The following is a 24,294-nucleotide window of genomic DNA, read 5'->3' as shown; positions in this document are numbered from 1 at the left end:
CTGCTGCGCGTCGACCGTCACCATATCGCGATGCTCGGATGGAAGCCGCCCTCCTGCCCGCTATGGGTGGCATGCATGTTGATGCGCGTCGGCACGAAGCTGGAGCCGCGATATTCGGGTATGATCCTCAACTGATCGACCAGCCCCTCACGGGTGAAGCGCTGTAGCGTGCCGCTAATCTGGTCGAGCGCGGCGCCCGCTTCGGGTGGGACATAGCTGATATTCGCCTTGCGCCTCGGCCCGCCCAGACGGATCGGGAAGAGATAGATGCGCACCAGCGCCCCGGTCGCCACCAGCGCCTCCGCCTGTTCGCGCGTGGTGACGTGGGCAAAATCGGGCTTGGCGGCTGCCGGATCGGGCACGCCGACGATGATCGCGGCGAGCAGCAGCGGCAATAACGAAGCGAGACGATGAACCATGGACTTCCTCCCCTGAGGACGAATCATGTTCGTTATTTGTTCTCATATTTTCCGTGATCCCGCAAGGCGGCACGGACGAAGGGCGCAGGGTCACGCCCGAAGTTCACAGCGTTATCGGCCTTTTCGGGCGATTTGCGCCGCTTTTGCACCGGCCGCGCGTCACCCACGCGCCTGCTCTGCATCAGAACGCGCCACCGGGGCGACGCATAACGCGCCCATGATGCCCCGGTGACGCGACAGCTTTGCACCTGTTCTGCACCGATATGCCTCAGCGCCGCGTCGCGGCCTGGGGGCGAAGCTGGGTGGCGATCGGGTCGGCCATCGCCTGGGCATGGAGCGCCAGCGCGTTGCCCCAGTCCCGGTCGAAGGCCGTGCCGGCGAGGCGACGGCGCAGGCGATGCGCGCTGGACGGCGACATGCCGACCATGCGCGCGGCCTGCGCCACGCTGCCGCTTTGGTAGAGGGCGGTCAGGAAGGTCCGCTGCCGGACCGGGGTCCAGCGGGCGGGGGTGAAGATGGCCGGCGCGGGCTGCGCGGGCGGGGATGGACTGTGTCATTCCCCAGGGTAGATCAGAGGATCGCCGTGTAGGACAGGGGATATTGGCGGAACCGAAGCGCTAGTTCGCCCACACGCATAATATGACGCGATCTTCACACATGATCCGCTCGGCCAGCAGCATTGCTGCCGCAAACTCGGCATAGTCTGAAGGCTTACCGAGCATGGTGTACCGGCGCAGGCGCTCCCCGGAGCAATCCTTCCGTGCTGAGATCCTCGTCAATATCCGGCCAATGAATGCCATAGCCACCACCGGCGACTTCCCAAACGGCACGCTGATCGGGTGTCGCGCTGGCAAGGCGTGGATACCAGGCAAGGGGGACAGAGATGGTCCGACCGTCCATCAGGTCGACGATCAGGCTATCCGCATCGCAGCGAACATCGGCAACACGTTCGTCGGTGATCCTAGCCGAAATATTCATGCCAAGCCTCCAGCAGGCGCGCCCGATGGGCCTCCACCATCGTGATTATGCCATTTATCTCCTGGCGACGAAAGCCGGTGTTCCTTGCGAGGGATATAGGGTCTAGCCAGACCTTGATCGAAGCACCGCCCTTGTCGACATGGACATGGGGCGGTTCATTGGGTTCGTGGCTGTAGAAATAGAAGCGATAGCCATCGAGGCGCAAGATGGTCGGCATCGGTCACGGTTCCCCATAGGATGCCGAACCATCTATAATGAAGCGGTGAGCGGATCACCCGGTAAAATCGAGAAAGTTACCGGGTGCCAAAGCCTCAATCATGCTCCCTGCCGCCGGCGCCCATATAGAGTTCGCTGCCGGTTTCCTTGAAGAGTTTGCTCATCTCTTCCATGCCTTTCAACGCGGCGGCCTTGCTGGCTTCGGCGACTTCCGCGCCGGTGAGACCGGCTTCTAGGAAACCGTCAGCGGGCTGGTTCTTCTTGGCGGCAAAGTCGCGCACTTCCTGTGTGATCTTCATCGAGCAGAATTTGGGGCCGCACATCGAGCAGAAATGCGCGCTCTTGGCGCCTTCGGCCGGGAGCGTCTGGTCATGATATTGTTCGGCGGTGTCGGGGTCCAGGGACAGGTTGAACTGGTCGCGCCAGCGGAACTCGAAACGCGCGCGGCTGAGCGCGTCGTCGCGGACCTTGGCGGCCGGATGCCCCTTGGCAAGGTCGGCGGCGTGGGCGGCAAGCTTGTAGGTAACGACGCCGACCTTCACATCATCGCGGTCGGGCAGGCCCAGATGCTCCTTGGGCGTGACGTAGCAGAGCATCGCCGTGCCATACCAGCCGATCTGCGCCGCGCCGATGCCGCTGGTGATATGGTCATAGCCCGGCGCGATGTCGGTGGTGAGCGGCCCGAGCGTATAGAAGGGCGCTTCGCCGCAGACCTGCAACTGCTTTTCCATATTCTCCTTGATCTTGTGCATGGGCACATGGCCCGGCCCTTCGATCATCACCTGCACATCCTGTTTCCAGGCGCGGTGGGTCAGTTCGCCCAGCGTGTAGAGTTCGGAGAATTGCGCTTCGTCGTTTGCGTCGGCGATCGAGCCGGGGCGCAGGCCGTCGCCCAGGGAATAGGCGATGTCATAGGCCTTCATGATCTCCGTGATCTCGTCGAAATGATCGTAGAGGAAGCTCTCCTTGTGGTGCGCCAGGCACCATTTCGCCATGATCGATCCGCCGCGCGAGACGATGCCGGTGACGCGCTTCGCCGCCATCGGGATATAGGCGAGGCGGACGCCCGCATGGATGGTGAAATAGTCGACGCCCTGTTCGGCCTGTTCGATGAGCGTGTCGCGGAAAATGTCCCAGGTCAGGTCTTCGGCGATGCCGCCGACCTTTTCGAGCGCCTGATAGATGGGGACGGTGCCGATCGGCACGGGCGAGTTGCGGATGATCCATTCGCGCGTGTCGTGGATGTTGCGGCCGGTCGACAGGTCCATCACCGTGTCGGCGCCCCAGCGGATCGACCAGACCAGCTTGTCGACTTCGGAGGCGACATCGGAGGCGACCGCCGAGTTGCCGATATTGGCGTTGATCTTCACCAGGAAATTGCGGCCGATCGCCATCGGCTCGGATTCCGGGTGGTTGATGTTCGACGGGATGATCGCGCGGCCACGGGCGACTTCATCGCGCACGAATTCCGGCGTCACATAATCGGGGATCGACGCGCCCCAGCTTTCGCCGTCGCGGACATATTCGGCGAGGCGGGCGCGGCCGAGATTCTCGCGCTCGGCGACATATTCCATTTCCGGGGTGATGATGCCGCGGCGGGCATAATGCATCTGGGAAACGTTGGCGCCGGGCTTGGCGCGCAACGGGCGCTTCACCACGTTCGGGAAGGGCTGGACGCCGCCCGAACGGTCCGGCCCTTTCAGGCCATTATCCTCCGGCTTGATCTCGCGCGCGTCATATTCCTCGACATCGCCGCGATCGCGGATCCAGTCGCGGCGAAGCTGCTGGAGGCCGGCCATGATGTCGATATGCGTATCCGGATCGGTATAAGGGCCGGAGGTGTCATAGACGCGGACCGGCGGCTCGCCGCTGCCCGGCTCCAGATGAATCTCGCGCATGGCGACCTTGCGCGGGCCGACATGAATCTTCTTCGAGCCGCGAATGGGCCCGGTCGTGACGCGCATTTCGGTGCGGGCGGGGACATCTGCCATATTGTCTCTCTCCTTCAGGCGGAGAGAGAGTGCGGGTGGTGTCACGGGATGAGTGGCACGACGCGCTTCCCTCCCTACGCCAGTGTCAACTGGATCAGGTTCAGCGGGTCGCGGCCACAAAGCCGCCTCTCAACCGTCTGCGGACGGTCCCCCGGGGATATGGGCAATGGATAGCGCAAGCGCGGCGGCAGGGGAAGCCCCTCGCGAGCCGATCGCCTTGCGCCGGGGCGATGGAGACCATAACTGGAAGAATATCCAGCAAGAGGCCGATCGTGCAGAACAGCGCCCCACCCCATCCCGATTCCGAGAAGGCCCGGCGCAAGGCGTTGCGGCACGAGATGCGGATGGTGGCGGTACGGCCGCGGCGCTGGGGGCTGTGGCTGCTGACGCTGGGGGCGCTGCTGCTGATCCTGCCCTCGGCCTTTGGCGTCCACAGCCTGATGGGCTGGTCACCGATGCTGCTGGGGCTGATCGCCTGTGCCGCGTCGCTGCCCTTGCTGGTGGCGGGCGCGGTGTTGCGGCGGCGCTATCTGAAGGGCCAGCTCGCGCGGGATTGAGGACAACAAAGGGGGGGGCGCAATGAAGAGGTTTTTGACGATGGTTTCTGCTGCCTTGCTGACCGGCGCTGGCGCGCCCGCCCCCGCTCCGGCCGACGATCCGTTCGTCTGGCTGGAGGACTGGACCGGGCCGCGCGCGATGCAGTGGGTGGAGGCAGAGAACAAGGCGACCGTCGCCACGCTGCAGGGCGATCCGCGTTATGCCGGCTATTTCAAAGACGCGCTGGCGATCGCATCGGCCAAGGACCGGATCGCGATGCCGATGCTGATCCATGGCCGCATCTATAATTTCTGGCGCGATGCCGACCATCCGCAGGGCGTATGGCGCTATACGTCCGAGGCCGATTATGCGTCGGCGTCGCCGAGCTGGACGACCGTGCTGGACCTGGATGCGCTGTCCAAGGCGGAAGGCAGGAAATGGGTTTGGAAGGGCGCAGTGATCCTCGACCCCGAGGAACGGATCGCGCTGCTGGCGCTATCGGATGGCGGCGAGGATGCGGTGCGGCTGCGCGAGTTCGACCTGGTCGACGGCACATTCGTGCCGGGCGGGTTCGACATTCCCAACGCCAAGCAGAATGCGGTGTGGCTGGACAAGGATACGCTCCTCCTGTCGCGCGACTGGGGGGCGGACAGCCTGACCAAGTCGGGCTATCCCTTTGTCGTCAAGACGCTGAAGCGCGGGCAGAAGCTGGACGACGCGCAGGAAGTGTTTCGCGGCGCGGCGAGCGACCAGCTTATGTCGATGCCCATCCTGCTGAGCGATGGGCAGGGCAATCGGGCCGCCTTCCTGTTTCGCGGCGTCACCTTCTTCGGCAACGAGACCTGGTTGCTGACGGCGCAGGGGACGAAGCGGCTGGCGCTGCCGGCCAAAAGCCAGTTGCAGGGCATGGTCGACGGGCAGGTGCTGATCCAGACCAGCGAGGAATGGACTAGCGGCGGCGTGACCGTGCCGGCGGGCGCGCTGGCGAGCGTGGCGCTGAAAGCCTTGCAGGATGGCGGCGTGCTGACCCCCGAAATCCTGTTCGCGCCGACGCCGCGCCAGTCGATCGACGGGGTGGTGGCGACGAAGAATCGGGTCGTGCTGAGCCTCAACGACAATGTGCGCGGGCGGGTGCGGGTCTATGCGCGCGGGGCCACGGGATGGACCGCGCAGCCGGTCGACCTGCCCGACAACGCGACGATCAGCACGGTCGCCGCATCCGACAAGAGCGACCAGGTCTATCTGAGCGTCGCGGGCTTCCTGGCGCCGACGACATTGTGGGCGATGGACGCGGCCGACCCGAAGCCGGTACAGGTCAAGGCGATGCCGGCGCGGTTCGATGCGGCGGGCCTTGTGGTCGAACAATTTGAGGCGACGTCCACCGACGGAACCAAAATTCCCTATTTCATCGTCCACAAGAAGGGGATGACGCCCGACGGCAGCACGCCGACGATCATGACCGCCTATGGCGGCTTCGAGGTGCCGATGACGCCCAGCTATGCCGCGATCACCGGCAAGCTGTGGCTGGAGCGGGGCAATAGTTTCGTGCTGGCCAATATCCGCGGCGGCGGCGAGTTCGGCCCGGCCTGGCATGAGGCGGGCCTCAAGACCAAGCGCCAGATCATCTATGATGATTTCGCGGCGGTGGCGCAGGATATCTTTGCGCGCAAACTGTCCAGCCCGCAGAAATTCGGCATTTATGGCGGGTCCAATGGCGGGCTGTTGATGGGGGTGGAGTTCAACCAGCATCCCGAGCTGTGGAACGGGGTGGTGATCCAGGTGCCGCTGCTCGACATGATCCGCTATGAACAGATCGCCGCCGGCGCATCCTGGGTCGATGAATATGGCAGCGTGTCGGTGCCGGAGGAGAAGGCGTTCCTCGAGACAATCTCGCCCTATGCCAATATCCGCAAGGATGTGGCCTATCCCACGCCCTATATCTGGACCACGACCAAGGACGACCGGGTCGGGCCGCAGCATGCGCGCAAGTTCGCCGCGCGGTTGAAGGACTATGGCCTGCCCTATCTCTTCTACGAGGACACCGCCGGCGGCCATTCGGGCGACGCCGATATCGAACAGGGTGCGCGGTTGCAGGCGATGCAGATGGTCTATTTCAGCCAAAGGCTGGAGGGGAAATAGGGGCCAGGCCGCGTGGACAAATCCAGTGCGGACCGAATGGCCGGGATGGGTGGGTAGCGGAAAGTCAGGTTTCAGTTCGCTGAAGAGCTATAGCTGCCGTTATGCTTGGCAGGGAAAATCCAGCCTAGAATGATTGGCACGCATGCGAGAATGGAGCCGCCGATATCCATCGTCACATAATCCGAAAGGTGCCAATCAGGACCGACACCAAATTTCAGGATCATCAATAAAATCCATGCGCCCGAGAGCCCACTATCACGCAGACGATGGAGAGTAATGGTTGCCAAAGCGATCCAAGCGGCCGCAGCGATTAGAAAGCAAAGCCAGCTAGGAACTCCAGCGAAAATTCCAGCCAGAGCAATATAGGACATCACGAACAGCGCTGCCGATGCGGGGCGGTAGCGGGAGCGCTCTGCGAATGCTTTCAAGTCAATCTCCACGTGTCGAATTTATCGTCCGCATATCACCTATGAAACCGTACGGCTATGATGCCGGAGCAGATGGCTGTTTTCGGACATTTCCTTATTTTTCGAGAACGTCTAAAAATGGTCGTATGCTGCCTATCGCCGGCTATGGCCTAGTCGTTGATTTCAACACGAATGCACGCTCGAAAGACGCCAGTTGCGCCCTCTTCGCGATGCCAGACCTCAACCACATTGTAGTAGTCGAAATACCCTCCCGCATCCTTGGAGATGTATTCCCCTATCCGGGGCAAAAAAGAGAAATCGCCTTGAAAGAGGGGTGTCATCTCATCTTTTTCAAACACTTCGACGGTGGGCATGGTGGTCTCCTTCCGCCGTTTTAGCCTTATCGCTTGATGTCCGCTATCAGGAAGGCCTTGAAGCCTATCGACCGGCAAAAAATGGTCGCTCCCTGCCAATCTCGACCTGCGCCATCCTGACGGAAGTTAGGATCTATTCGGCGTTACACCCGCGCGAAAGCGCCGAATGGATCACGGATCAAGCCTGCCCTGAGCCTGTCGAAGGGTCCGGGATGACGTCGGTTAAATGAGGGGATGGCCGGGGCTGACGCGAACGGAAATTGCGAGAATCTTTGTCGAGGCGACAGTTTCGCATTGCATTGCAGCAAAGCGTGGTTTCTGATCGCATCATGCTCAAGGCCGCGCTGCACCACCTGACCGCCTATCGCTATAGCCGCCCGATCCGTCTGGGTCCGCAAGTGATAAGATTGCGGCCCGCGCCGCATAGTCGCACCAAGATCCCCAATTATGCGCTGAAGATCGAGCCGGCGAACCATTTCCTCAACTGGCAGCAGGACCCGCACGGCAACTGGCTGGCGCGGATCGTCTTTCCCGATCCGGTCGATCATTTCAGTATCGAGGTCGACCTGCTGGCCGATCTGGATATCATCAACCCGTTCGACTTCTTCGTCGAACCCTATGCGGAAAATTACCCCTTCACCTATGACGAGACGCTGGGGACGGACCTGGCGGCCTATTATGATGTCGAGGCGCAGGGGCCGTTGTTCGAGGCGCTGGTCGCGCAGCATGCGTCGTTCGAGGGCCGGACGATCGACTTCCTGGTCGATGTGAACAGCAAGCTGCAGCAGCGCATCGGCTATGTCATCCGCATGGAAACCGGCGTGCAGACGCCCGAGGAGACGCTGGACATCGGCACCGGATCGTGCCGCGATTCCGCCTGGCTGCTGGTGCAGCTGCTGCGACGCCTCGGCTTTGCCGCGCGTTTCGTGTCGGGCTATTCGATCCAGCTGGTTGCCGATGTCGAGCCGATCGAGGGGCCCAAGGGCGTCACCCAGGATGTGGTCGACCTGCATGCCTGGGCCGAAGCCTATGTGCCCGGCGCCGGCTGGATCGCGCTTGATGCGACCAGCGGCATGTTCGCGGGCGAAGGGCATATCCCGCTCTGCGCCACGCCCCATTATCGGTCCGCCGCCCCGATCAGCGGCATGGCCGAGCCGGCCGAGGTCGATTTCAATTTTGCGATGAATGTCAGCCGCATTGCCGAGGCGGTACGGATCACCAAGCCCTTTACCGAGGGGCGCTGGGCGTCGCTGATGGCGCTGGGCGAACAGGTGGACGCGGACCTGATCGCACAGGATGTGCGGCTGACCACCGGCGGCGAGCCGACCTTCGTCGCGGTCGACGACCCGCAGGCGGGCGAATGGAATGGCGATGCGGTCGGGCCGACCAAGGCGGGCTATGCCGACCGGCTGATCCGGCGGCTGCGCGACCGCTTTGCGCCGGGCGCGCTGCTGCATCATGGCCAGGGCAAATGGTATCCGGGCGAAAGCCTGCCGCGCTGGGGCTATTCCATCTACTGGCGGGCGGACGGCGTGCCGATCTGGCGCGATGCCGGGCTGATCGCGGGCGAGCCGGAGGCGGGCGATACGACCATTACCGCCGAGGATGCCGGCCGCTTCCTGACCGCCATGGCGGACGGGCTGGGAGTTGAGACGGATTTCGTCCAGCCGGTGTATGAGGATGCGCTGGCCTGGTCGGTGAAGGAGGCGGAACTGCCCGCCAATACCGAGCCGGGCGACCCCAAGTTCGACAATCCCGAGGAGCGCAGCCGGATGGTGCGCGCGTTCGAGGGCGGCCTTAGCAAGACGGTCGGCTATGTGCTGCCGATCCAGCGCTGGCAGACGCAGGCGAGTGCGCCGCGCTGGCAGAGCGAGGTGTGGAAGGTACGGCGCAAGGCGCTGTTCGCGGTGCCGGGGGATTCCGCACTGGGATACCGCCTGCCGCTGGGCACCCTGCCCTATGTGCCACCGTCCGATTTTCCCTATATCCACCCGCAGGACACGAGCGAACCGCGTGAACCGCTGGCCGATTATCGTGCCGAGGCGGAAGCCGAAACCAGCGCGCCGGCGGAACGGTTCGAGCGGTCCGAAGTGGCGCAGGCCGAGCATCAGGACCGGCAGGAACAGGTGTTCATCGAAGGCGCCGTGCGCACCGCCGTCACGGTCGAGCCGCGCGGCAATTTCCTGTCGGTCTTCATCCCGCCGGTGAAGACGCTGGACGATTATCTGGAGTTGATTGCTGAGGTCGAGAAGGTGGCCGAGGCGACCCGCATCCCGGTGCGGATCGAGGGCTATGCCCCGCCGTCCGACCCGCGCGTCAACGTGCTGAAGGTGACGCCCGACCCCGGCGTGGTCGAGGTGAATATCCAGCCGGCAACAAGCTGGGCGGAAACGGTGGCGATCACGCAGGGCGTCTATGAGGATGCCCGCGAAGTGAAGATGACCGCCGACAAGTTCATGGTCGATGGCCGGTCGGTCGGCACCGGCGGCGGCAATCATCTGGTGCTGGGCGGGGCAAGCGTGAACGACAGCCCGTTCATCCGCCGGCCGGACCTCTTGAAGAGCTTCGTCCTCTACTGGCAGCGGCACCCCTCCCTCTCCTATCTGTTTTCCGGCCTGTTCATCGGCCCGACCAGCCAGGCGCCGCGCATCGACGAGGCACGGCACGACAGCCTCTATGAGCTGGAGATCGCGCTGGCGCAGGTGCCCAATCCGGTGCGTGACGGCGCGGACAAGCTGCCGCCGCCCTGGCTGGTGGACCGGCTGTTCCGCAACCTGCTGGTAGATGTGACCGGCAACACCCATCGCACCGAAATCTGCATCGACAAGCTGTTCTCGCCCGATGGCCCGACCGGGCGCCTGGGCCTCGTCGAGTTTCGCGGGTTCGAGATGCCGCCAGACCCGCAGATGAGCCTGGCCCAGCAATTGCTGCTGCGCGCGCTGACCGCCTGGTTCTGGCGCGAGCCGCAGCAGGGCAATCTGGTGCGCTGGGGCACGGCGCTGCACGACCGTTTCTTCCTGGGCCATTTCGTCTGGGCCGATTTCCTGGAAGTGCTGAACGACCTGCGCCAGGCGGGCTATGATTTCGATCCCAACTGGTTCGAGGCGCAGCGCCAGTTCCGCTTCCCGGTGCATGGCAGCGTGGAGGCCGGCGGCGTCGGGCTGGAAATCAGCCATGCGCTGGAGCCGTGGAACGTGCTGGGCGAGACCGGCGCGATCGGCGGCACGGTGCGCTATGTCGACAGTTCGACCGAGCGGTTGCAGGTGCGCGTGTCCGGCCTGGTCGCCGGGCGCCATATCGTCAGCTGCAACGGCCGGCGGGTGCCGATGACGCCAACGGGCGTGCCGGGCGAGGCGGTGGGCGGCGTGCGCTACAAGGCATGGGCGCCGGCCAATTGCCTGCACCCCAACCTGCCCGCCAATGCGCCGCTGACCTTCGATATCTTCGATAGCTGGAGCGGGCGGTCGCTGGGCGGCTGCGTCTATCATGTCGCCCATCCGGGCGGGCGCAATTATGACGATGTGCCGATCAACAGCTATGAGGCGGAGGCGCGGCGCAAGGCGCGGTTCCAGGATCATGGCCATACGCCCGGCCCCGTCGACATGCCGCCGGCCGAGCCCCCAAGCGAATTTCCGATGACGCTGGACCTTCGGTTCAGGCATCCCGAATATTAGACGATGACCGACTCGCCTGTCCTGCCGGGTCTCGAAGCGTCCGGCTGGGCCGGCGACTATCTGGCGCGCGCGTCGGGCGGCGACCTGTTCGCCGGGGCGCCGGCAGAGATGGCGCCACGCTGGCGGGCGATGCTGGATCGATTGTCGGAACAGGGACAGGGCGATCCGGCGACGCTGGCCGGCAATGTCGAGCGGCAGGCGCAGGATCTGGGCCTGGCGTTCCGCCTGACCGGCGACGAGCAGGAGCGGCCCTGGCCGCTGAGCCCGATCCCGATGCTGATCGGCGCTGGCGAATGGACCCGGATCGAGCAGGGGCTGATGCAGCGGGCCGAGCTGCTGGAGCGGGTGATCAGCGACATCTACAGCACCCAGAGCCTGGTGCGCGAGGGCAAGCTGCCCGCCGCCGTGGTGACCGGCAGCCCGCATTATTGGCGGGTGATGACCGGGGCGGCGCCGCCGCGTGGCCATTATCTCCATTTCTATGCTGCCGATCTGGGACGCGGGCCGGACGGCGAATGGCGGGTGCTGGCCGACCGGGTGCGCACGCCCGTAGGCGTCGGCTATGCGCTGGAGAACAGGCTGGCGCTGTCGCGCGCGACCGGCGATCTGCTGGGCGCGATGAACACGCGGCGGCTGGCGCCCTTCTTCGCCGACCTGCGCCGGGGCCTGGCGGTCGATTGCCAGCGCGCCGATCCGCGTATTGGCCTGCTGACGCCGGGCCGGTTCAACCAGAGCTATGCCGAACAGGCGCATCTGGCCCGTTATCTGGGCCTGATGCTGGTCGAGGGCGATGACCTGATCGTCAGCGACGGGCGCCTGTTCGTGCGCACGATCGAGGGGCTGAAGCGGATCGACGGGCTGTGGCGCTGGATGGACAGCCGCTTCCTCGACCCGCTGGCGTTCGACGGGGAATCGCGGATCGGCGTGCCCGACCTGTATGATGCCTGCGCGCGCGGCGGGTTGATGGTCAGCAACTGGCCGGGCGCGGGCGTGATCGAGGCGCGCGCCTTTGCCGCCTTCCTGCCGCAACTGGCGAAAGCGTTGCTGGGCACCGAATTGCTGCTGCCCAATATCGCCACCTGGTGGTGCGGGCAGGAGCGCGAGCGCGGCCATGTGACCGGCCATCTGGACGAGTTGCTGGTGGGGGCGGCATTCGACCGGGATGCGGCGGGGCTTGGACCGGCGCGGTCGGTGCAGGGATCGACGCTGGACGCGGACCAGCGCGCCACCCTGCTGGAGGCGATGGCGCGGCGGCCGATGGACTATGTCGGGCAGGAAGTGGTGAAATTGTCCACTACCCCGGCGATCGTCGGCGGGCGGCTGACGCCCCTGCCCTTCACCCTGCGCGTGTTCGTGGCGCGCGATGGGCTGGGCCAATGGCGGATCATGCCCGGCGCCTTTGCCCGGCTGGCCGCGCATGGCGATATTCGCGCCGCCTTGATGGGCGAGGGCGACATGTCGGCGGACATGTGCGTGATCGACAGCCAGCCGGTGCCGCCCGATACGCTGTTAGGCGATGGCGGCGCACCGGCGATCCGGCGGATCGGCGGGCTGTTGCCGACCAAGGCGGCGGACAATCTCTACTGGCTGGGCCGCTATATCGAGCGGACCGAAATGACGTTGCGGGTGATCCGCGCGGTCATCGGCGAATCGATCGAGGTCGATATGGGGCCGTCGTCGGATTCGCCGACCATGGCGCGGCTGGCGGGACAGCTGGCGCTGTGGGGCGCGACCGGAAACGCGGCGCAGCCGGTCGGTGCCCTATGCGCGCAGGCGCTGGGCGATGCGCGCCAGCCGGGCAGCGTGCGCGCGCTGATGGGCGTGGTCGCCAATATCGGCGAGGGGCTGCGCGATCGGCTGGCGACCGATTTCTGGCGGCTGGTGCGCCTGCCGCTGCCGGCGTTCGACGGGGCGGTGACCGAGACGCTGCTGGATGCGGCATCGCGCATGATCGAACGGATTTCGGCGCTGTCGGGCCTGGCGGCGGAGAATATGGCGCGCACCGAGGGCTGGCGCTTCCATGATATGGGGCGGCGGATCGAGCGGGCGATCACCGGATCCCGGCTGACCTTGCTGCTGGGCAGCGACTGGGCGACGGCCGACGACCTGACCGTGCTGCTCGACCTGCATGACAGCCAGATCAGCTATCGCAACCGCTATCTGACCGGCCCGTCGCTGCCGCCGGTGCGCGATCTGGTGGCGCTGGAGCCGCAGAATCCCCGATCGATCGCCTATCAGGCGCAGCGCATTGCCGAGCATGTCGCCGCTTTGCCGACGCTGCGCGGTGATGGCATGCCGGAGGAACCGCAGCGGCTGGCCGGCGCGCTGGCGGCGACGCTGGCGCCGCTGACCGGGGACATGCTGACCATGGCGGCGCTGACCGATATCGAAAGCCGGCTGCTCGCCTTGTCCGACGCGATCGGCCAGCGCTATTTCCTGCAGGTCCGCAAGACGGAAAAGGTCGAGGGCGCAGAGCTTCTGTCATGATCTACCATGTCCGGCACAGAAGCATATTGCGCTATGGCGCGCCGGTGCGGGTCGCCCGCTTCAATCTGCGCTTGCGGCCGATGGCCTGGGCCGGGCAATGGACCGCCGACTATGCCCTGAGCGTCGATCCTGCGCCGCTGTCGATCGAGGCGCGGCCGGGCGCCTGGCCGGTGCATGTCGAGCGACTGGTGATCGACCAGCCATTGCGGCAATTGACGATCGAGAGCCAGTTCCGCGCCGGGGTGGCGGGCGGCGCGCCGATCCTGCCGCAGGATGACGATCCCAGCATCGCCATGGTGGCGCGCGCGGCGCTGGCGGATCGCGACATCAGCGCCTCTGCCCCCGCGCAATATCTCTATGCCTCGCCCCGCGCGCCGATGCTGGACGCGATCGGCAGCTGGGCGGGCGACATGCTGGCGCCCGATCGGCCGATCGTCTCGGCGGCATGGGAACTTGCGCAGCGGATCAAGGCGGACTTCGCCTATGACCCCAGCGCCACCGATGCCGGCACGCCGGTGGCCGACGCCTTTGCCGCGCGCCATGGCGTGTGCCAGGATTTCGCCCATGTGATGGTGGTGGCGCTGCGCCTCGCTGGCCTGCCCGCCGCCTATGTCAGCGGATATCTGCGCACCTATCCGCCGCCGGGCATGCCCCGGCTGGTCGGCGCCGATGCCATGCATGCCTGGGTGATGCTGTGGTGCGGGCCGACGCGCGGCTGGATCGGCTTCGACCCCACCAATGGCGTCATCACCGGCGAGGATCATCTGTTCATCGCCATGGGCCGCGACTATGCCGATGTCGCGCCGATGGACGGGCTGTTCGTCGGCGGATCGGGCCAGAGCATCAGCGTTGCCGTCGATGTCGTGCCAGAAGACGAAAAGGCAAAAGAGGAAGTCGCATGATCGCCGCCATCATCCTGGTCCTGGCCGGCCTTTACTGCCTGGCGCGCGGCGTCATGGATTTGCGCGCGAAGCGCTGGGTGTGGGGCGTGCTGGGGATCGTCGCCGGGATCGCGATCATGGCCGCGCCGATCCCGACGCAGGTGCAGGTGGAACTGCCGGCGGCGCAGGGCGGGAAGTGATTGGGACGGCGCCATGAACGCCGACTCCCTCATCGAAGAGATCGATTCCGGGACTATTGCGCCGAGGACGTGGCCCGTTATTCGTGCGCTGCATCGGCACATGCCGCTGATCAGTCCTCTGCAACGAAATATATTGGTGGCGTTTGATCGGCGGGATAGCCCCGACTCCATGGCGCCATTGCGAGATATGCTATGGGCCTCGATCCAGTCACAATCGCCTAACGAGCAAGGATGCCTGCGCCTTTCCGTCGGCCTGACAAGGGGTGACGAACCGATCAACGCTTATCTGGCCGAGTTCCTGATCCAGTGGGCACGAGAGCAAAAACTCACGGAACGACAGATCATCGACGCCTTTCACGGCAAATGACTGGTCCGCGCATCGGTGAAAGCCCTCACCCTCCCACCGCTACGCGGCGGGCCCCTCCCTCTCCCGCACGCGGGAGAGGGATAAAGTTACACCCGCTCGAACAGCAGCTTCATGCCGGTCCTGGGGCGGATGGTGAGGCGGCTGATGGGTTCGGGTTTGAAGCCGGCGGGCATGGTGAGGCGGTAGCAGCGGATGACCGAGGCGATCACGGTCATCACTTCCTGCTGGGCGAAGCCGGCGCCGACACAGACGCGCGGGCCGCGACCGAAGGGGAACCAGGCCTGTTTCACCATGTCGGCATTGGCCGGGTCATCGAACCGGTCGGGATCGAAGGCGTGCGGGCAGGCCCAATTATCCTTGTTGCGCTGGGTCAGCCAGGGCGCGACGACCAGCATCGATCCTTCCTCAAGGCTCTTGTCGCGCATCTCCATCGGACAGGTGACTTCGCGCGGGAAGAAGGCGACCGGCGGATAGAGGCGCAGCGTTTCGCGGAAGATGTTGCGGACATGACCCATATCCTTGAGCATCGGCGCGGTCAGCACATCGTCGCCGGCGATGCCGGCCACTTCGGCGCGCACCCGATCCTGGATATGGGCGCATTCGGCGAGCATGTAGAGCGCCCAGGTCATGGTGCTGGCCGAGGTTTCATGGCCGGCGAGGAAGATGGTCGAGACCTGTTCCATCACCTGTTCGCAGGTGAAATGGGCGCCGGTCTGCGCGTCCTGCACCTCGATCAGCGACTGGAGAATGTCGCGATGGGGCGCCTCGCCCCGGCCATGATAGCCTTCGTAGCGGGCTTCGACGATCGGACGGAACACGTCATGGATGGCGCGGGCCGGCCCTTTCGAGCGCTTTTCGAACCAGCCAGCCGGAATGCCGTAGAGGCGCAGCATCGAGGCCGAATGGGCGAGCCGCTGGAACCGGCCGAAGGCGGTGTGGATGATGTTGGAGCGTTCCTCGTCCAGCGTCTGCGAGAAGAGGGTGCGGAAGATGATGTCGGCCGCGACATGGGTCATCATCGGGTCGATATCGACCGGCTTCGTGCGATCGGCGGCATCGAGCCGGGCGAGCAGATCGTCGGCGGCGGCGACCATCAGCGGCATGGAGCGATTGAGCGCGGTATGGGCGAAGGCGGGATTGACCATCGCCCGCTGGCTTTCCCAATCCTCGCCATTGGCGGAGAAGACCGAATTGCCGATCAGCGGATCGAGATTGCGGACCAGTTCGCTATGCTTGGGGAAGGCGGTGCCGCCCTTGAGGATCTTGTCCACCAGCGGCAGTTCGTTGGCGATATACATGGTCTGACCCGGCATGCGGATCTCGCCCATCTTCATCGTATAGCTTTTGTCGAACAGCACATGGATCCAGCTGTGCCAGCCGCGCAGGAACCGTTTGATCAGGCCGCGCTTCGACTTGGGCGGCTCGGGATAGGGCGGCGTGAAGGGCGCGCTCACGGGATCGTCCGGAAGGCGGCGACAGCTTCGTCCACGGTGCGGCGGCCGGCGGTAAGGCTCACGAAATCCAGCGGCGACAGGCGGTCGCCGACCCTGAGATAATCGAAATGCGCCTCATATTTGTTGGACCAACCCCCGTGATAATTTTCGGTCAAGTAGAAGAGATGGAAACGCGGCGATAGCATGTCCACCCGCGCGGCAAATTGATCGGCGACAAGGCGCAGCGGATTGACATTGTAATAGGCTGCGCCGTCGGGCGGCGAGCTGATGTCGACATAGCGGAAATGCTGGTCGGACAGGGCTTTCAGGTCGGCATGATACCAGCGCGCGTCGCGGCGCAGGCCGATCACCGGCACCACCTGTCCCATGCCGACCATGACGAAATGGTCGGGCAGCACGCCACTGCGCAGCGCGAGGATGCGGCGCAGCAGGCTCATGCCCAATATGGTGCCGGCACTGTGAGTGACGAGCTGGATCTCGTCCCAGTTGCCGTCCAGCTCCGCCGCGACGCGGGCGGCGAACTGGTCGAGCCGGGCATTGAGATCATCGCCCGGCCCGTCGGCGGCGAGCGCGCCATGATAGGTCATGAAGCGCAGCAGCCAGGGCACGACCAGCTTGTCGAGGATGCGGCCGGAGAAGAAGGCGCTGATGCCGATGCCGACCAGCGCGGCGATCCAGAAGGGCAGCAGCAGCGACAGCAGCAGCGCGGGCACCAGCGCCAGCAGCAGTGGGATCAGCACGGCCAGGATCGGCGGATAGAGGATGGTGATGACCGGGCCGCGGCGCAATTTGCGCATCCGCCCGAACTGCATCAGCCGGGCATGGCCGGCATAGGCACGAGCCGCGCGCCAGGCGAGGGTGAAGGGATGGCGGATCCAGACCTTGCCGATCAGGTCTTCCCAGCGGAGATATTCATAGTCGGTCTCGACCCCGGCGCTGGCGTTGGTGACGGTCCAGATCGCGCTGTTGGCGGGGCCGGCGCGGCGCGCGCTGACCTCCACCGCTTCGCCGGTCAGCGCGGTGTAGCGGGCAGCCTGATCGCGGTAAAGCTGGTGATAGAAACGGACGCCGCGCGGATCAAAACCACCTAGGTAAAAGACTTTACGCTTGAATTTCTGCACTGCCCCGGTCCTAATCGGGACATGACCACGCCCGAACGCGACTACTGCTATTTCATAGACCATCGCAAATACAACCGGAATGTCGGCTGTAGGAAGCATGACAATATGTATGGCATCAATGGCGGCGGCAGTGAGCGCGACCGCTGGCGCGCCGACATGACATTCTATCGCCATATGAAGGCCAATGGTGATCCGATGGCGCTGCCCTCGCTGCTCGCCTGCCTGACCTTTGGCTGGTTCTGCTGGAATTATCATCCCGGCAAGGGGCTGTGGCGCGGACAATTGTTGCGCCGCTTCGCAAAGGCGCCCAAGTGAGCGCCATGAGCGATCCCAAGCATGTGAAGGTCGGCCCGATCAGTTTCGGCAACGACCTGCCCTTCGTCCTGATTTCCGGCCCCTGCCAGATCGAAAGCCGCGACCATGCGCTGTTCATGGCCGATGCGCTGGCGAAGGCCGCGGCGGATGCGGGCGTGCCCTTCATCTTCAAGAGCAGTTTCGACAAGGCGAACCGCACATCGGTATCGGGCAAGCGCGGGGTCGGCATCGACGCGGGGCTGGCGATCCTGGCCGAGGTGAAGGCGGTGCTGGGCTGTCCGGTGCTAACCGACATTCATGGCCCCGAACAGGTGGAGGCGGCGGCGCAGGCGGTGGACATCCTGCAGATCCCGGCCTTTCTCTGTCGCCAGACCGACCTGCTGATCGCGGCCGGCAAGACCGGCGCGGTGATCAATGTGAAGAAGGGGCAGTTCCTGGCCCCGTGGGACATGGCGGCGGTGGCGCAAAAGGTCGCGTCGACCGGCAACGAGCGCATATTGCTGACCGAGCGCGGCGCGAGCTTCGGCTATAATACGCTGGTCAGCGACATGCGCGCGCTGCCGGTGATGGCGGAAACCGGTTATCCCGTCGTATTCGATGCCACCCATTCGGTGCAGCAGCCCGGCGGGCTGGGATCGGCCTCCGGTGGCCAGCGCGACTATGCGCCCCTGCTGGCGCGCAGCGCGGTAGCGGCCGGCGTGGCGGCGATCTTCGCGGAGGCGCATGAAGACCCGGACAATGCGCCGTCGGACGGGCCGGTGATGCTGAAGCTCGACTGGGTCGGGCCGATGCTGAAGCAGTTGAAGGCGATCGATAGGGTGGTGAAGGGGTAAGTTTCCCCCTTCACCCCGAAAACGCCTTACGGTCGGGCCTGGCCGCGACCGCGCACGATCCATTTATAGGTGGTGAGCCCTTCGAGCGCGACCGGGCCGCGCGCGTGGAGCCGGCCGGTCGAGATACCGATTTCCGCACCCAGGCCGAACTCGCCCCCATCGGCGAACTGGGTCGAGGCGTTCCACATCACGATTGCGCTGTCGACGGCATTGAGGAAGCGTTCGGCGACCGCCGCATCCTCGGTGATGATCGCGTCGGTATGATGGCTGGCATGGGCGGCGATATGGGCGATCGCCTCTTCCACGCCGTCGACCAGCCGGATCGAGACGATGGCGTCGAGATATTCGGTATCCCAATCCTCATCCGAAGCGGCGATCACGCGATCGTCCATCCCCTGCACCGCCTCATCGCCGCGCACTTCGCATTTGGCGTCGAGCAGCGCCTGCACCAGCGCGGGGGCATGGGCATAGGCGCGGTCGATCAGCACCGTTTCGGTCGAACCGCAGACACCGGTGCGGCGCAGCTTGGCATTGAGGACCAGGCTTTCCGCCATGGCGGGATCGGCCGCGCCATCGACATAGCTGTGGTTGATGCCGTCGAGATGGGCGAGCACGGGCACCCGCGCCTCTTCCTGCACCCGCGCGACCAGGCTCTTGCCGCCACGCGGCACGATGAGGTCGACGAAATCCGATGCGCGCAGCAGCGCGCCGACCACGGCGCGATCGGTGGTGGGAATGAGCTGCACCGCTTCGGCTGGCAGGCCGGCGGCGGCGATCCCCTCCACCATGGCGGCGTGGATGGCGCGGTTGCTTTCCTTCGCCTCGCTGCCGCCGCGCAGGATCACGGCGTTACCGGCGCGCAGGCAGAGGGCGGCGGCGTCCGCGGTGACGTTGGGGCGGCTTTCGTAGATGATGCCGATGACGCCCAAGGGCACGCGCACGCGACTGAGTTCCAGCCCGTTGGGGCGCACCCTGGCGTCGATCACGCTGCCGAGCGGATTGTCGAGGGTCGCCACCTGATCGACGCCGGCGGCCATGGCGGCGATCCGGTCCTCGTCCAGCCGCAGCCGGTCGAGCATCGCGGCGGACAAGCCATTGTCGATGCCATTGTCCATGTCGCGCGCATTGGCGGCGAGGATGGCGGGCGTCTGGTCGCGTAGAGCCTGGGCCGCGCGACGCAGCGCGTCGACCTTCTGCGCGTCCCCGGCTGGCGCGAGCAGGGCGGCGGCGCGGCGCGCACGCGCGCCCATCTGCGCGATCAGCATTTCGGGGGTCTGCGTCAGGTCGTTCATCGGTAATCTCGCTTCAAATCCGGCAGCGGCTTAGCACGAAAATGTCGCGGGACGGAACCCTGACGAAGCGGGAAGGTGGCAGGGAGCGGTTGCCGGCGGCCGACCCATGGGTCGCATATGGATCGGCCGTCGGCCGGCAAGATGGTCCTGCCTTATCGATTCGCTTAGCCTTTTTGCGCGGCTGACGCATACCCCATTGGGGGTAAATTGCGTAATTTTCGCAATAAAATCCGTAACTCAGCTGCTCATCATCCCGACGATGCGGACCAGTTGCGATTCCCGGTTGCAGCCCGTCTTGTCATAGATGGAGCGCAACTGAGCCTTGAGCGTCTCCGCCGAAACACCGCGCCGCGCGGCAATATCGGCACGACTCATCCCCGCGGCCAGATGGATGGCGATATCCGCTTCAGCCGGGGTCAGGCGGAAGGTCCGCATCAGCAGGCGGACATGGCGCTCGGTCGGCGCGCCCACGCGGGCGACGATGATCGCATGCGGCGCGAAGGGCAGCGACCAGGGCCGGGACGGCAGCGGGAAAAATTCCAGCATGATGCCCACGCCCCCATCCGCGTCGGCCAGCGCCACCGGATCAGCCTCCCGCGCGGGCGCGTCGACCACGGCCCGGACCGAACGCAGGATGGCGCGCGTCTCGTCGCTCCGTTCGCTCTGCAACCAGCCATCACCGACCCGCAGTCGGCTGGTGGAGAGCAGGGCTTCGGCGCGCGGTGTCATGCCCCCTACCCGCCCCGTCGCGTCGAGCAGCCAGCAGGCGCGGTCCATGGTTTCGAACGTGCCGGCCAGCAGCGCGAATCCCTGATGCTCGATCGCGCGCTGCAACCGCACGGCGTTGCGGGCATGGCCAGCGACATGGGCGAACAGGTCGCGCTGGTCCTGATCGGTCCGGCCATCCTTGCGACCACGCAAGAGCGCCAGGCCGATCATCATGTCGGGACCAGCGAAAAGCCGGGTCTGGCAGCCGTCGAAAATATCATAATCGCTGCACAGATCGAGATAGTCGGCAGAACGCAGGCTCTGCCGGGCGATGTCATAATGGGCTTCGTGGACGATTTCGGGGCGCCCGGACAATTGATCGGCCGCGACGCGGAAATTGAGATCGGGCGCGGCCCCATCGATGGTTGCCGACTTGTCGACAATATCCGGCTCTACATCACTGATCCAGTTGAAGCCGGCAGCTCCATGGCCAAAGCCGATCAACTGACCATGGCGCGACCCCGTCGCCTGCGCCATCGCACGGATCGCCTGATCCCACAGATGCGGCTCCAGCGCAGCCGACAGAAAGAGGTCGGCCCACGGGTCGCTGCCTTCGGCGTAATAAGACGCCATATAACCCCCTTGTCCCCAAGCAATTGGTTGCTCAAGTCGATCGCGGAGTCAAACGCGCAGCAGGCTGAATTACGTAATTTCTGCCAGATATTAATACAGATCAGGCCGCCTGGGCCAGCGCTTCGTCCTTGGCCGCGCGGAACAGGCGACAGGGGGGAATGTTGCGCCATTCCAGTTCGTCGCTGACCTGGCCGAACAGCGGGTCGATCAGGCGGCGGACATAGCGCGAATATTGGTAGATGATGAAGCTGCCGCCCGGCCGCAGCACGGCGCGCGTCTCTTCGCAGATGGTTTCGCCCACGCCCGCCGGCAGGGTGGAGAAGGGCAGGCCCGAAAGGACGTAATCCGCCTTCTGATAGCCCGCTTCCTTGACGAAGCGGCGCACGTCGGCGGCCGAGCCATGAACGACGCGCAGGCGCGGGTCGTCGATCGCATCCTCCAGATAGGCGACGAAATCGAGATTGAGGTCGATCGCCAGCAGGATCGCGTCGGGGTGCATGCGATCGAGAATGGCCTGGGTGAAGGTGCCGACACCCGGACCATATTCGACGAACAGGCGGGTCCGCGCCCAGTCGACGCCGTCCAGCGAGCGCGCGACCAGTTGCGACGAGGAGGGGATGACCGAACCGATCATGCCAGGATGCTTCATGAACTGGCGGAAGAACATGGCCCACTGGCTGCGGAAGGAGCGGCTGCCACCGCGCGTCGAAATCCTGGTCTTCTTGTCTTTGAACGGTAGGGAGGCCATCAAAATCCGCCTGACTGACTAACAGAATCGGCCTCGCAAAATTGATGTCCGCTGGCAAGCGGCTTTGCGCGCCACGGGATAGAACGCGCGGCCAGGCGATGGGTTCACCCACCGTCGGCCGTGCGCTTATCCCAAGTCCATCAGCGTTCGCGGGCGCGCAGCATGCCGGGCGCGATGAAGCCGATCGGATCGACCTGCATCGCGCTCTGTTTCAAGGTCGCCTGGATCTGCTCATATTCCCGCTCCATTTCCGGCGTCACAGAGGCGCGGGTTTCCTCCAGCGCCGCCTCGAAATGGGCCATGGTGACGGCTTCGACCCGCAGCGACTGGCGCAGCGCGATCAGGCCGGCCCGGCGGGACAGATCCTCCAGGTCCGCGCCGGTGAACCGCTCCGTCCGGGCCGCCAGCTGATCCAGATCGACGTCGGACGCCAGCGGCATCTTCTTGGTATGGATCGCCAGGATGCGCTTGCGGCCGGCCTGGTCGGGCACCGGCACATAGATGAGTTCGTCGAAGCGGCCGGGGCGCAGCAGCGCCGGATCGACCAGGGTCGGCCGATTGGTGGCGCCGATGACGACCACCGACTGCAATTCCTCCAGCCCGTCCATTTCGGCGAGGATGGTGTTGACCACCCGCTCCGTCACCGCCGGCTCGCCGAGGCCACCGCCACGGGCGGGGACCAGGCTGTCCAGTTCGTCGATGAAGATGACGGTCGGCGCCACCTGACGCGCGCGGGCGAACAGGCGGGCAATTTGCTGCTCGCTCTCGCCATACCATTTGGACAGGAGGTCGCTCGACTTGGTGGCGATGAAATTGGCCTGCGCCTCACGCGCGACCGCCTTGGCCAGCAAGGTCTTGCCGGTGCCCGGCGGACCATAGAGGAGGAAGCCCTTGGCCGGGCGGATGCCCAGGCGCCGGAAGGCGTCGGGATCCTTGAGCGGCAGTTCCACCCCTTCCTTGAGCCGCATCTGCGCATCGTCCAGGCCGCCAATGTCGGCCCAGCCGATATTGGGCGCCTGCACCATCACTTCACGCATGGCCGAGGGCTGGACCCGCTTGATCGCCGAGAGGAAATCTTCCCGCGTGACGGACAGATCCTCCAGCACGTCGGGCGGGATCATGCCTTCCTCCAGATTGAGGCGAGGCATCAGCCGGCGCACCGTCTCGATCGCGGCCTCGCGGGTCAGCGCAGCGAGATCGGCGCCGACAAAGCCATAGGTCATGCGCGCCAGTTCGGCGAGGTCGACCCGGTCGCCCAGCGGCATGCCGCGGGTATGGATGCCCAATATTTCGCGCCGGCCGCGTTCGTCGGGAACGCCGACGACGATTTCGCGGTCGAACCGGCCGGGCCGGCGCAGCGCCTCGTCGATCGCCTCGGGCCGGTTGGTGGCGGCGATGACGACCAGATTGGTGCGCGGCTCCAGCCCGTCCATCAGGGTGAGAAGCTGGGCGACGAGGCGCTTTTCCGTCTCCCCGGTCACCTGGCCACGCTTGGGCGCGATCGAGTCGATCTCGTCGATGAAGAGGATGGAGGGCGCCGCCTTGGCCGCTTCCTCGAAAATGTCGCGCAGCTTCTTTTCCGACTCGCCATAGGCCGAACCCATAATCTCGGGTCCGTTGATGAGGAAGAATTCGGCTTCCGATTCATTGGCGACGGCGCGGGCCAGCCGGGTCTTGCCGGTGCCCGGCGGGCCGTGGAGCATCACCCCCTTGGGCGGATCGACGCCCAGCCGCTCGAACAATTCGGGATAGCGCAGCGGCAGTTCGACCATCTCGCGCAGCTGGTCGATCGTTTCCGCCATGCCGCCGACATCATCATAGGTGACGTCGGCGCGGCGGGATTCGCGCGGCTCCTCATATTCCGCGCGCAGCTCCACCTCGGTCTCGGCGTCGATATGGACGATGCCCTTGGGCACGGTCGACACCACGATCAGGCGGATTTCCTGGAGCGCATAGGCCGGCGCCGCCAGCATCTGGCGCAGATGGGGTGGCATGTCGCCGGGCGGCACCTGTTGCTGGCCGGCGGTGGCGACGACATCGCCCGCGACGAGGGGGCGTTGAAAGAAAACGCGCTTCAGCGCATCGGGATTGCCCTGGAGACGGAGATTATTTTGTGCAGGCGCGAACACGACGCGCTGGGCCGGACGCGGATCGATCTTGCGCAACTGGACGAAGTCGCCCGAGCCGACGCCGGCATTGGCGCGCTGCAAACCATCCAGGCGCAGCACGTCCAGACCTTCATCTTCCTTGTAGGGGCGCACCACCCGCGCCGGAGTCGATCGCTTGCCGACAATCTCGACAACATCGCCTTCGGCCAGTTGCAATTCGGCCATTACCGTCAGCGGAAGCCGCGCCAAACCGCGCCCGGCATCCTCCGGCCGCGCATTGGCGACCTGAATCCTGCGTCCGCTGCTGTCCTGATCGGCCATGGTCATCCCCGTCCTTTTGGTTGCGAAACGAAGATAGGTAACGCCGGGGGTGAGGGAAAGGGGCCGTGCTTCGTTATGCCCGGAACAAAAA

22 protein-coding genes and 1 riboswitch are annotated in these 24,294 nt (G+C 65.2%); of the genes, 9 read left to right on the top strand and 13 right to left on the bottom strand.

The window, feature by feature from the left end; genetic code table 11:
- Positions 1 to 17: 17 nt before the first annotated feature.
- From DIZ22_RS18305 to thiC, 5 genes are all read right to left on the bottom strand, one after another.
- Positions 18 to 419, bottom strand: a complete 402-nt coding sequence (locus tag DIZ22_RS18305) for a hypothetical protein (protein WP_048936767.1) — start codon at positions 417 to 419, stop codon at positions 18 to 20.
- Between the two features lie 268 nt (positions 420 to 687).
- Positions 688 to 936, bottom strand: a complete 249-nt coding sequence (locus DIZ22_RS18300; RefSeq protein ID WP_048936768.1) for a hypothetical protein — start codon at positions 934 to 936, stop codon at positions 688 to 690.
- A gap of 194 nt (positions 937 to 1,130) precedes the next feature.
- Complete coding sequence (locus tag DIZ22_RS18295) at positions 1,131 to 1,397, bottom strand: DUF2442 domain-containing protein (protein ID WP_004209434.1); 267 nt, start codon at positions 1,395 to 1,397, stop codon at positions 1,131 to 1,133.
- Positions 1,381 to 1,614 carry a DUF4160 domain-containing protein gene (locus DIZ22_RS18290; protein ID WP_010335477.1) on the bottom strand — a complete coding sequence of 78 codons (234 nt, stop codon included), beginning with the start codon at positions 1,612 to 1,614 and terminating at the stop codon, positions 1,381 to 1,383. Before DIZ22_RS18290 ends, DIZ22_RS18295 begins: the two co-directional genes overlap by 17 nt.
- Positions 1,615 to 1,708: 94 nt before the next feature.
- Positions 1,709 to 3,604, bottom strand: a complete 1,896-nt coding sequence (gene thiC / locus DIZ22_RS18285) for a phosphomethylpyrimidine synthase ThiC (protein ID WP_048936769.1) — start codon at positions 3,602 to 3,604, stop codon at positions 1,709 to 1,711.
- Positions 3,605 to 3,659: 55 nt separating this feature from the next.
- A riboswitch (TPP riboswitch) is annotated at positions 3,660 to 3,767 on the bottom strand.
- A gap of 109 nt (positions 3,768 to 3,876) precedes the next feature.
- Between thiC and DIZ22_RS18280 the strand changes: the two genes are divergently transcribed.
- Together DIZ22_RS18280 and DIZ22_RS18275 are read left to right on the top strand one after the other, a co-directional pair.
- A complete protein-coding gene (locus DIZ22_RS18280; RefSeq protein WP_234415687.1) occupies positions 3,877 to 4,161 on the top strand; it encodes a hypothetical protein in 285 nt (94 codons plus the stop codon).
- Between the two features lie 22 nt (positions 4,162 to 4,183).
- Positions 4,184 to 6,280, top strand: a complete 2,097-nt coding sequence (locus tag DIZ22_RS18275) for a prolyl oligopeptidase family serine peptidase (protein ID WP_048936770.1) — start codon at positions 4,184 to 4,186, stop codon at positions 6,278 to 6,280.
- Between the two features lie 71 nt (positions 6,281 to 6,351).
- Here DIZ22_RS18275 and DIZ22_RS18270 read toward each other — a convergent pair whose 3' ends face one another.
- Together DIZ22_RS18270 and DIZ22_RS18265 are read right to left on the bottom strand one after the other, a co-directional pair.
- A complete protein-coding gene (locus DIZ22_RS18270; protein WP_137406043.1) occupies positions 6,352 to 6,708 on the bottom strand; it encodes a DUF805 domain-containing protein in 357 nt (118 codons plus the stop codon).
- A gap of 149 nt (positions 6,709 to 6,857) precedes the next feature.
- Complete coding sequence (locus DIZ22_RS18265) at positions 6,858 to 7,061, bottom strand: hypothetical protein (RefSeq protein WP_048936863.1); 204 nt, start codon at positions 7,059 to 7,061, stop codon at positions 6,858 to 6,860.
- Between the two features lie 329 nt (positions 7,062 to 7,390).
- On the opposite strand from DIZ22_RS18265, the gene DIZ22_RS18260 reads away from it, so the two are divergent.
- From DIZ22_RS18260 to DIZ22_RS18240, 5 genes are read left to right on the top strand one after another with little or no spacing between them, the layout of a single operon-like run.
- A complete protein-coding gene (locus DIZ22_RS18260) occupies positions 7,391 to 10,735 on the top strand; it encodes a transglutaminase family protein (protein ID WP_048936771.1) in 3,345 nt (1,114 codons plus the stop codon).
- A 3-nt stretch (positions 10,736 to 10,738) separates the two neighbouring features.
- On the top strand, positions 10,739 to 13,222 hold the full coding sequence (locus tag DIZ22_RS18255) for a circularly permuted type 2 ATP-grasp protein (RefSeq protein WP_048936772.1): 2,484 nt from the start codon (positions 10,739 to 10,741) through the stop codon (positions 13,220 to 13,222).
- On the top strand, positions 13,219 to 14,124 hold the full coding sequence (locus DIZ22_RS18250) for a transglutaminase family protein (RefSeq protein WP_048936773.1): 906 nt from the start codon (positions 13,219 to 13,221) through the stop codon (positions 14,122 to 14,124). Before DIZ22_RS18255 ends, DIZ22_RS18250 begins: the two co-directional genes overlap by 4 nt.
- A complete protein-coding gene (locus DIZ22_RS18245) occupies positions 14,121 to 14,303 on the top strand; it encodes a hypothetical protein (RefSeq protein ID WP_007706813.1) in 183 nt (60 codons plus the stop codon). Before DIZ22_RS18250 ends, DIZ22_RS18245 begins: the two co-directional genes overlap by 4 nt.
- Positions 14,304 to 14,316: 13 nt before the next feature.
- Entirely contained in the window at positions 14,317 to 14,670 is a 354-nt protein-coding gene (locus DIZ22_RS18240) for a hypothetical protein (RefSeq protein WP_048936774.1), read from the top strand.
- Between the two features lie 86 nt (positions 14,671 to 14,756).
- On the opposite strand, the gene DIZ22_RS18235 is transcribed toward DIZ22_RS18240, so the two are convergent.
- Together DIZ22_RS18235 and DIZ22_RS18230 are read right to left on the bottom strand one after the other, a co-directional pair.
- A complete protein-coding gene (locus DIZ22_RS18235; protein WP_048936775.1) occupies positions 14,757 to 16,124 on the bottom strand; it encodes a cytochrome P450 in 1,368 nt (455 codons plus the stop codon).
- The gene (locus DIZ22_RS18230) at positions 16,121 to 17,245 is read right to left on the bottom strand and encodes a hypothetical protein (RefSeq protein ID WP_048936776.1); all 1,125 of its coding nucleotides are present in this window, start codon (positions 17,243 to 17,245) and stop codon (positions 16,121 to 16,123) included. The genes DIZ22_RS18235 and DIZ22_RS18230 overlap by 4 nt, the downstream gene beginning before the upstream one ends.
- Positions 17,246 to 17,266: 21 nt before the next feature.
- Between DIZ22_RS18230 and DIZ22_RS18225 the strand changes: the two genes are divergently transcribed.
- Positions 17,267 to 17,560, top strand: coding sequence for a hypothetical protein (locus DIZ22_RS18225; protein ID WP_004209421.1), 294 nt, complete (start codon positions 17,267 to 17,269; stop codon positions 17,558 to 17,560).
- A 5-nt stretch (positions 17,561 to 17,565) separates the two neighbouring features.
- The gene (gene kdsA / locus DIZ22_RS18220) at positions 17,566 to 18,393 is read left to right on the top strand and encodes a 3-deoxy-8-phosphooctulonate synthase (protein ID WP_048936777.1); all 828 of its coding nucleotides are present in this window, start codon (positions 17,566 to 17,568) and stop codon (positions 18,391 to 18,393) included.
- 26 nt (positions 18,394 to 18,419) lie between these two features.
- On the opposite strand, the gene DIZ22_RS18215 is transcribed toward kdsA, so the two are convergent.
- The 4 genes from DIZ22_RS18215 to DIZ22_RS18200 all read right to left on the bottom strand — a co-directional run bounded on the left by DIZ22_RS18215 (position 18,420) and on the right by DIZ22_RS18200 (position 24,203).
- Entirely contained in the window at positions 18,420 to 19,685 is a 1,266-nt protein-coding gene (locus DIZ22_RS18215; RefSeq protein WP_048936778.1) for a glutamate-5-semialdehyde dehydrogenase, read from the bottom strand.
- A 237-nt stretch (positions 19,686 to 19,922) separates the two neighbouring features.
- Complete coding sequence (locus DIZ22_RS18210) at positions 19,923 to 21,026, bottom strand: helix-turn-helix transcriptional regulator (RefSeq protein ID WP_048936779.1); 1,104 nt, start codon at positions 21,024 to 21,026, stop codon at positions 19,923 to 19,925.
- A gap of 100 nt (positions 21,027 to 21,126) precedes the next feature.
- The gene (locus DIZ22_RS18205) at positions 21,127 to 21,774 is read right to left on the bottom strand and encodes a methyltransferase domain-containing protein (RefSeq protein ID WP_010335491.1); all 648 of its coding nucleotides are present in this window, start codon (positions 21,772 to 21,774) and stop codon (positions 21,127 to 21,129) included.
- 140 nt (positions 21,775 to 21,914) lie between these two features.
- Positions 21,915 to 24,203 carry a CDC48 family AAA ATPase gene (locus tag DIZ22_RS18200; RefSeq protein WP_170978461.1) on the bottom strand — a complete coding sequence of 763 codons (2,289 nt, stop codon included), beginning with the start codon at positions 24,201 to 24,203 and terminating at the stop codon, positions 21,915 to 21,917.
- Positions 24,204 to 24,294 lie beyond the last annotated feature (91 nt).

This window comes from Sphingobium sp. LF-16, assembly GCF_003711185.1.
In the GTDB taxonomy this organism is placed as follows: Bacteria; Pseudomonadota; Alphaproteobacteria; order Sphingomonadales; family Sphingomonadaceae; genus Sphingobium; species Sphingobium yanoikuyae_A.
Note: the sequence above shows the minus strand (reverse complement) of the source record. Positions and strands in the feature narration are given on the sequence as shown.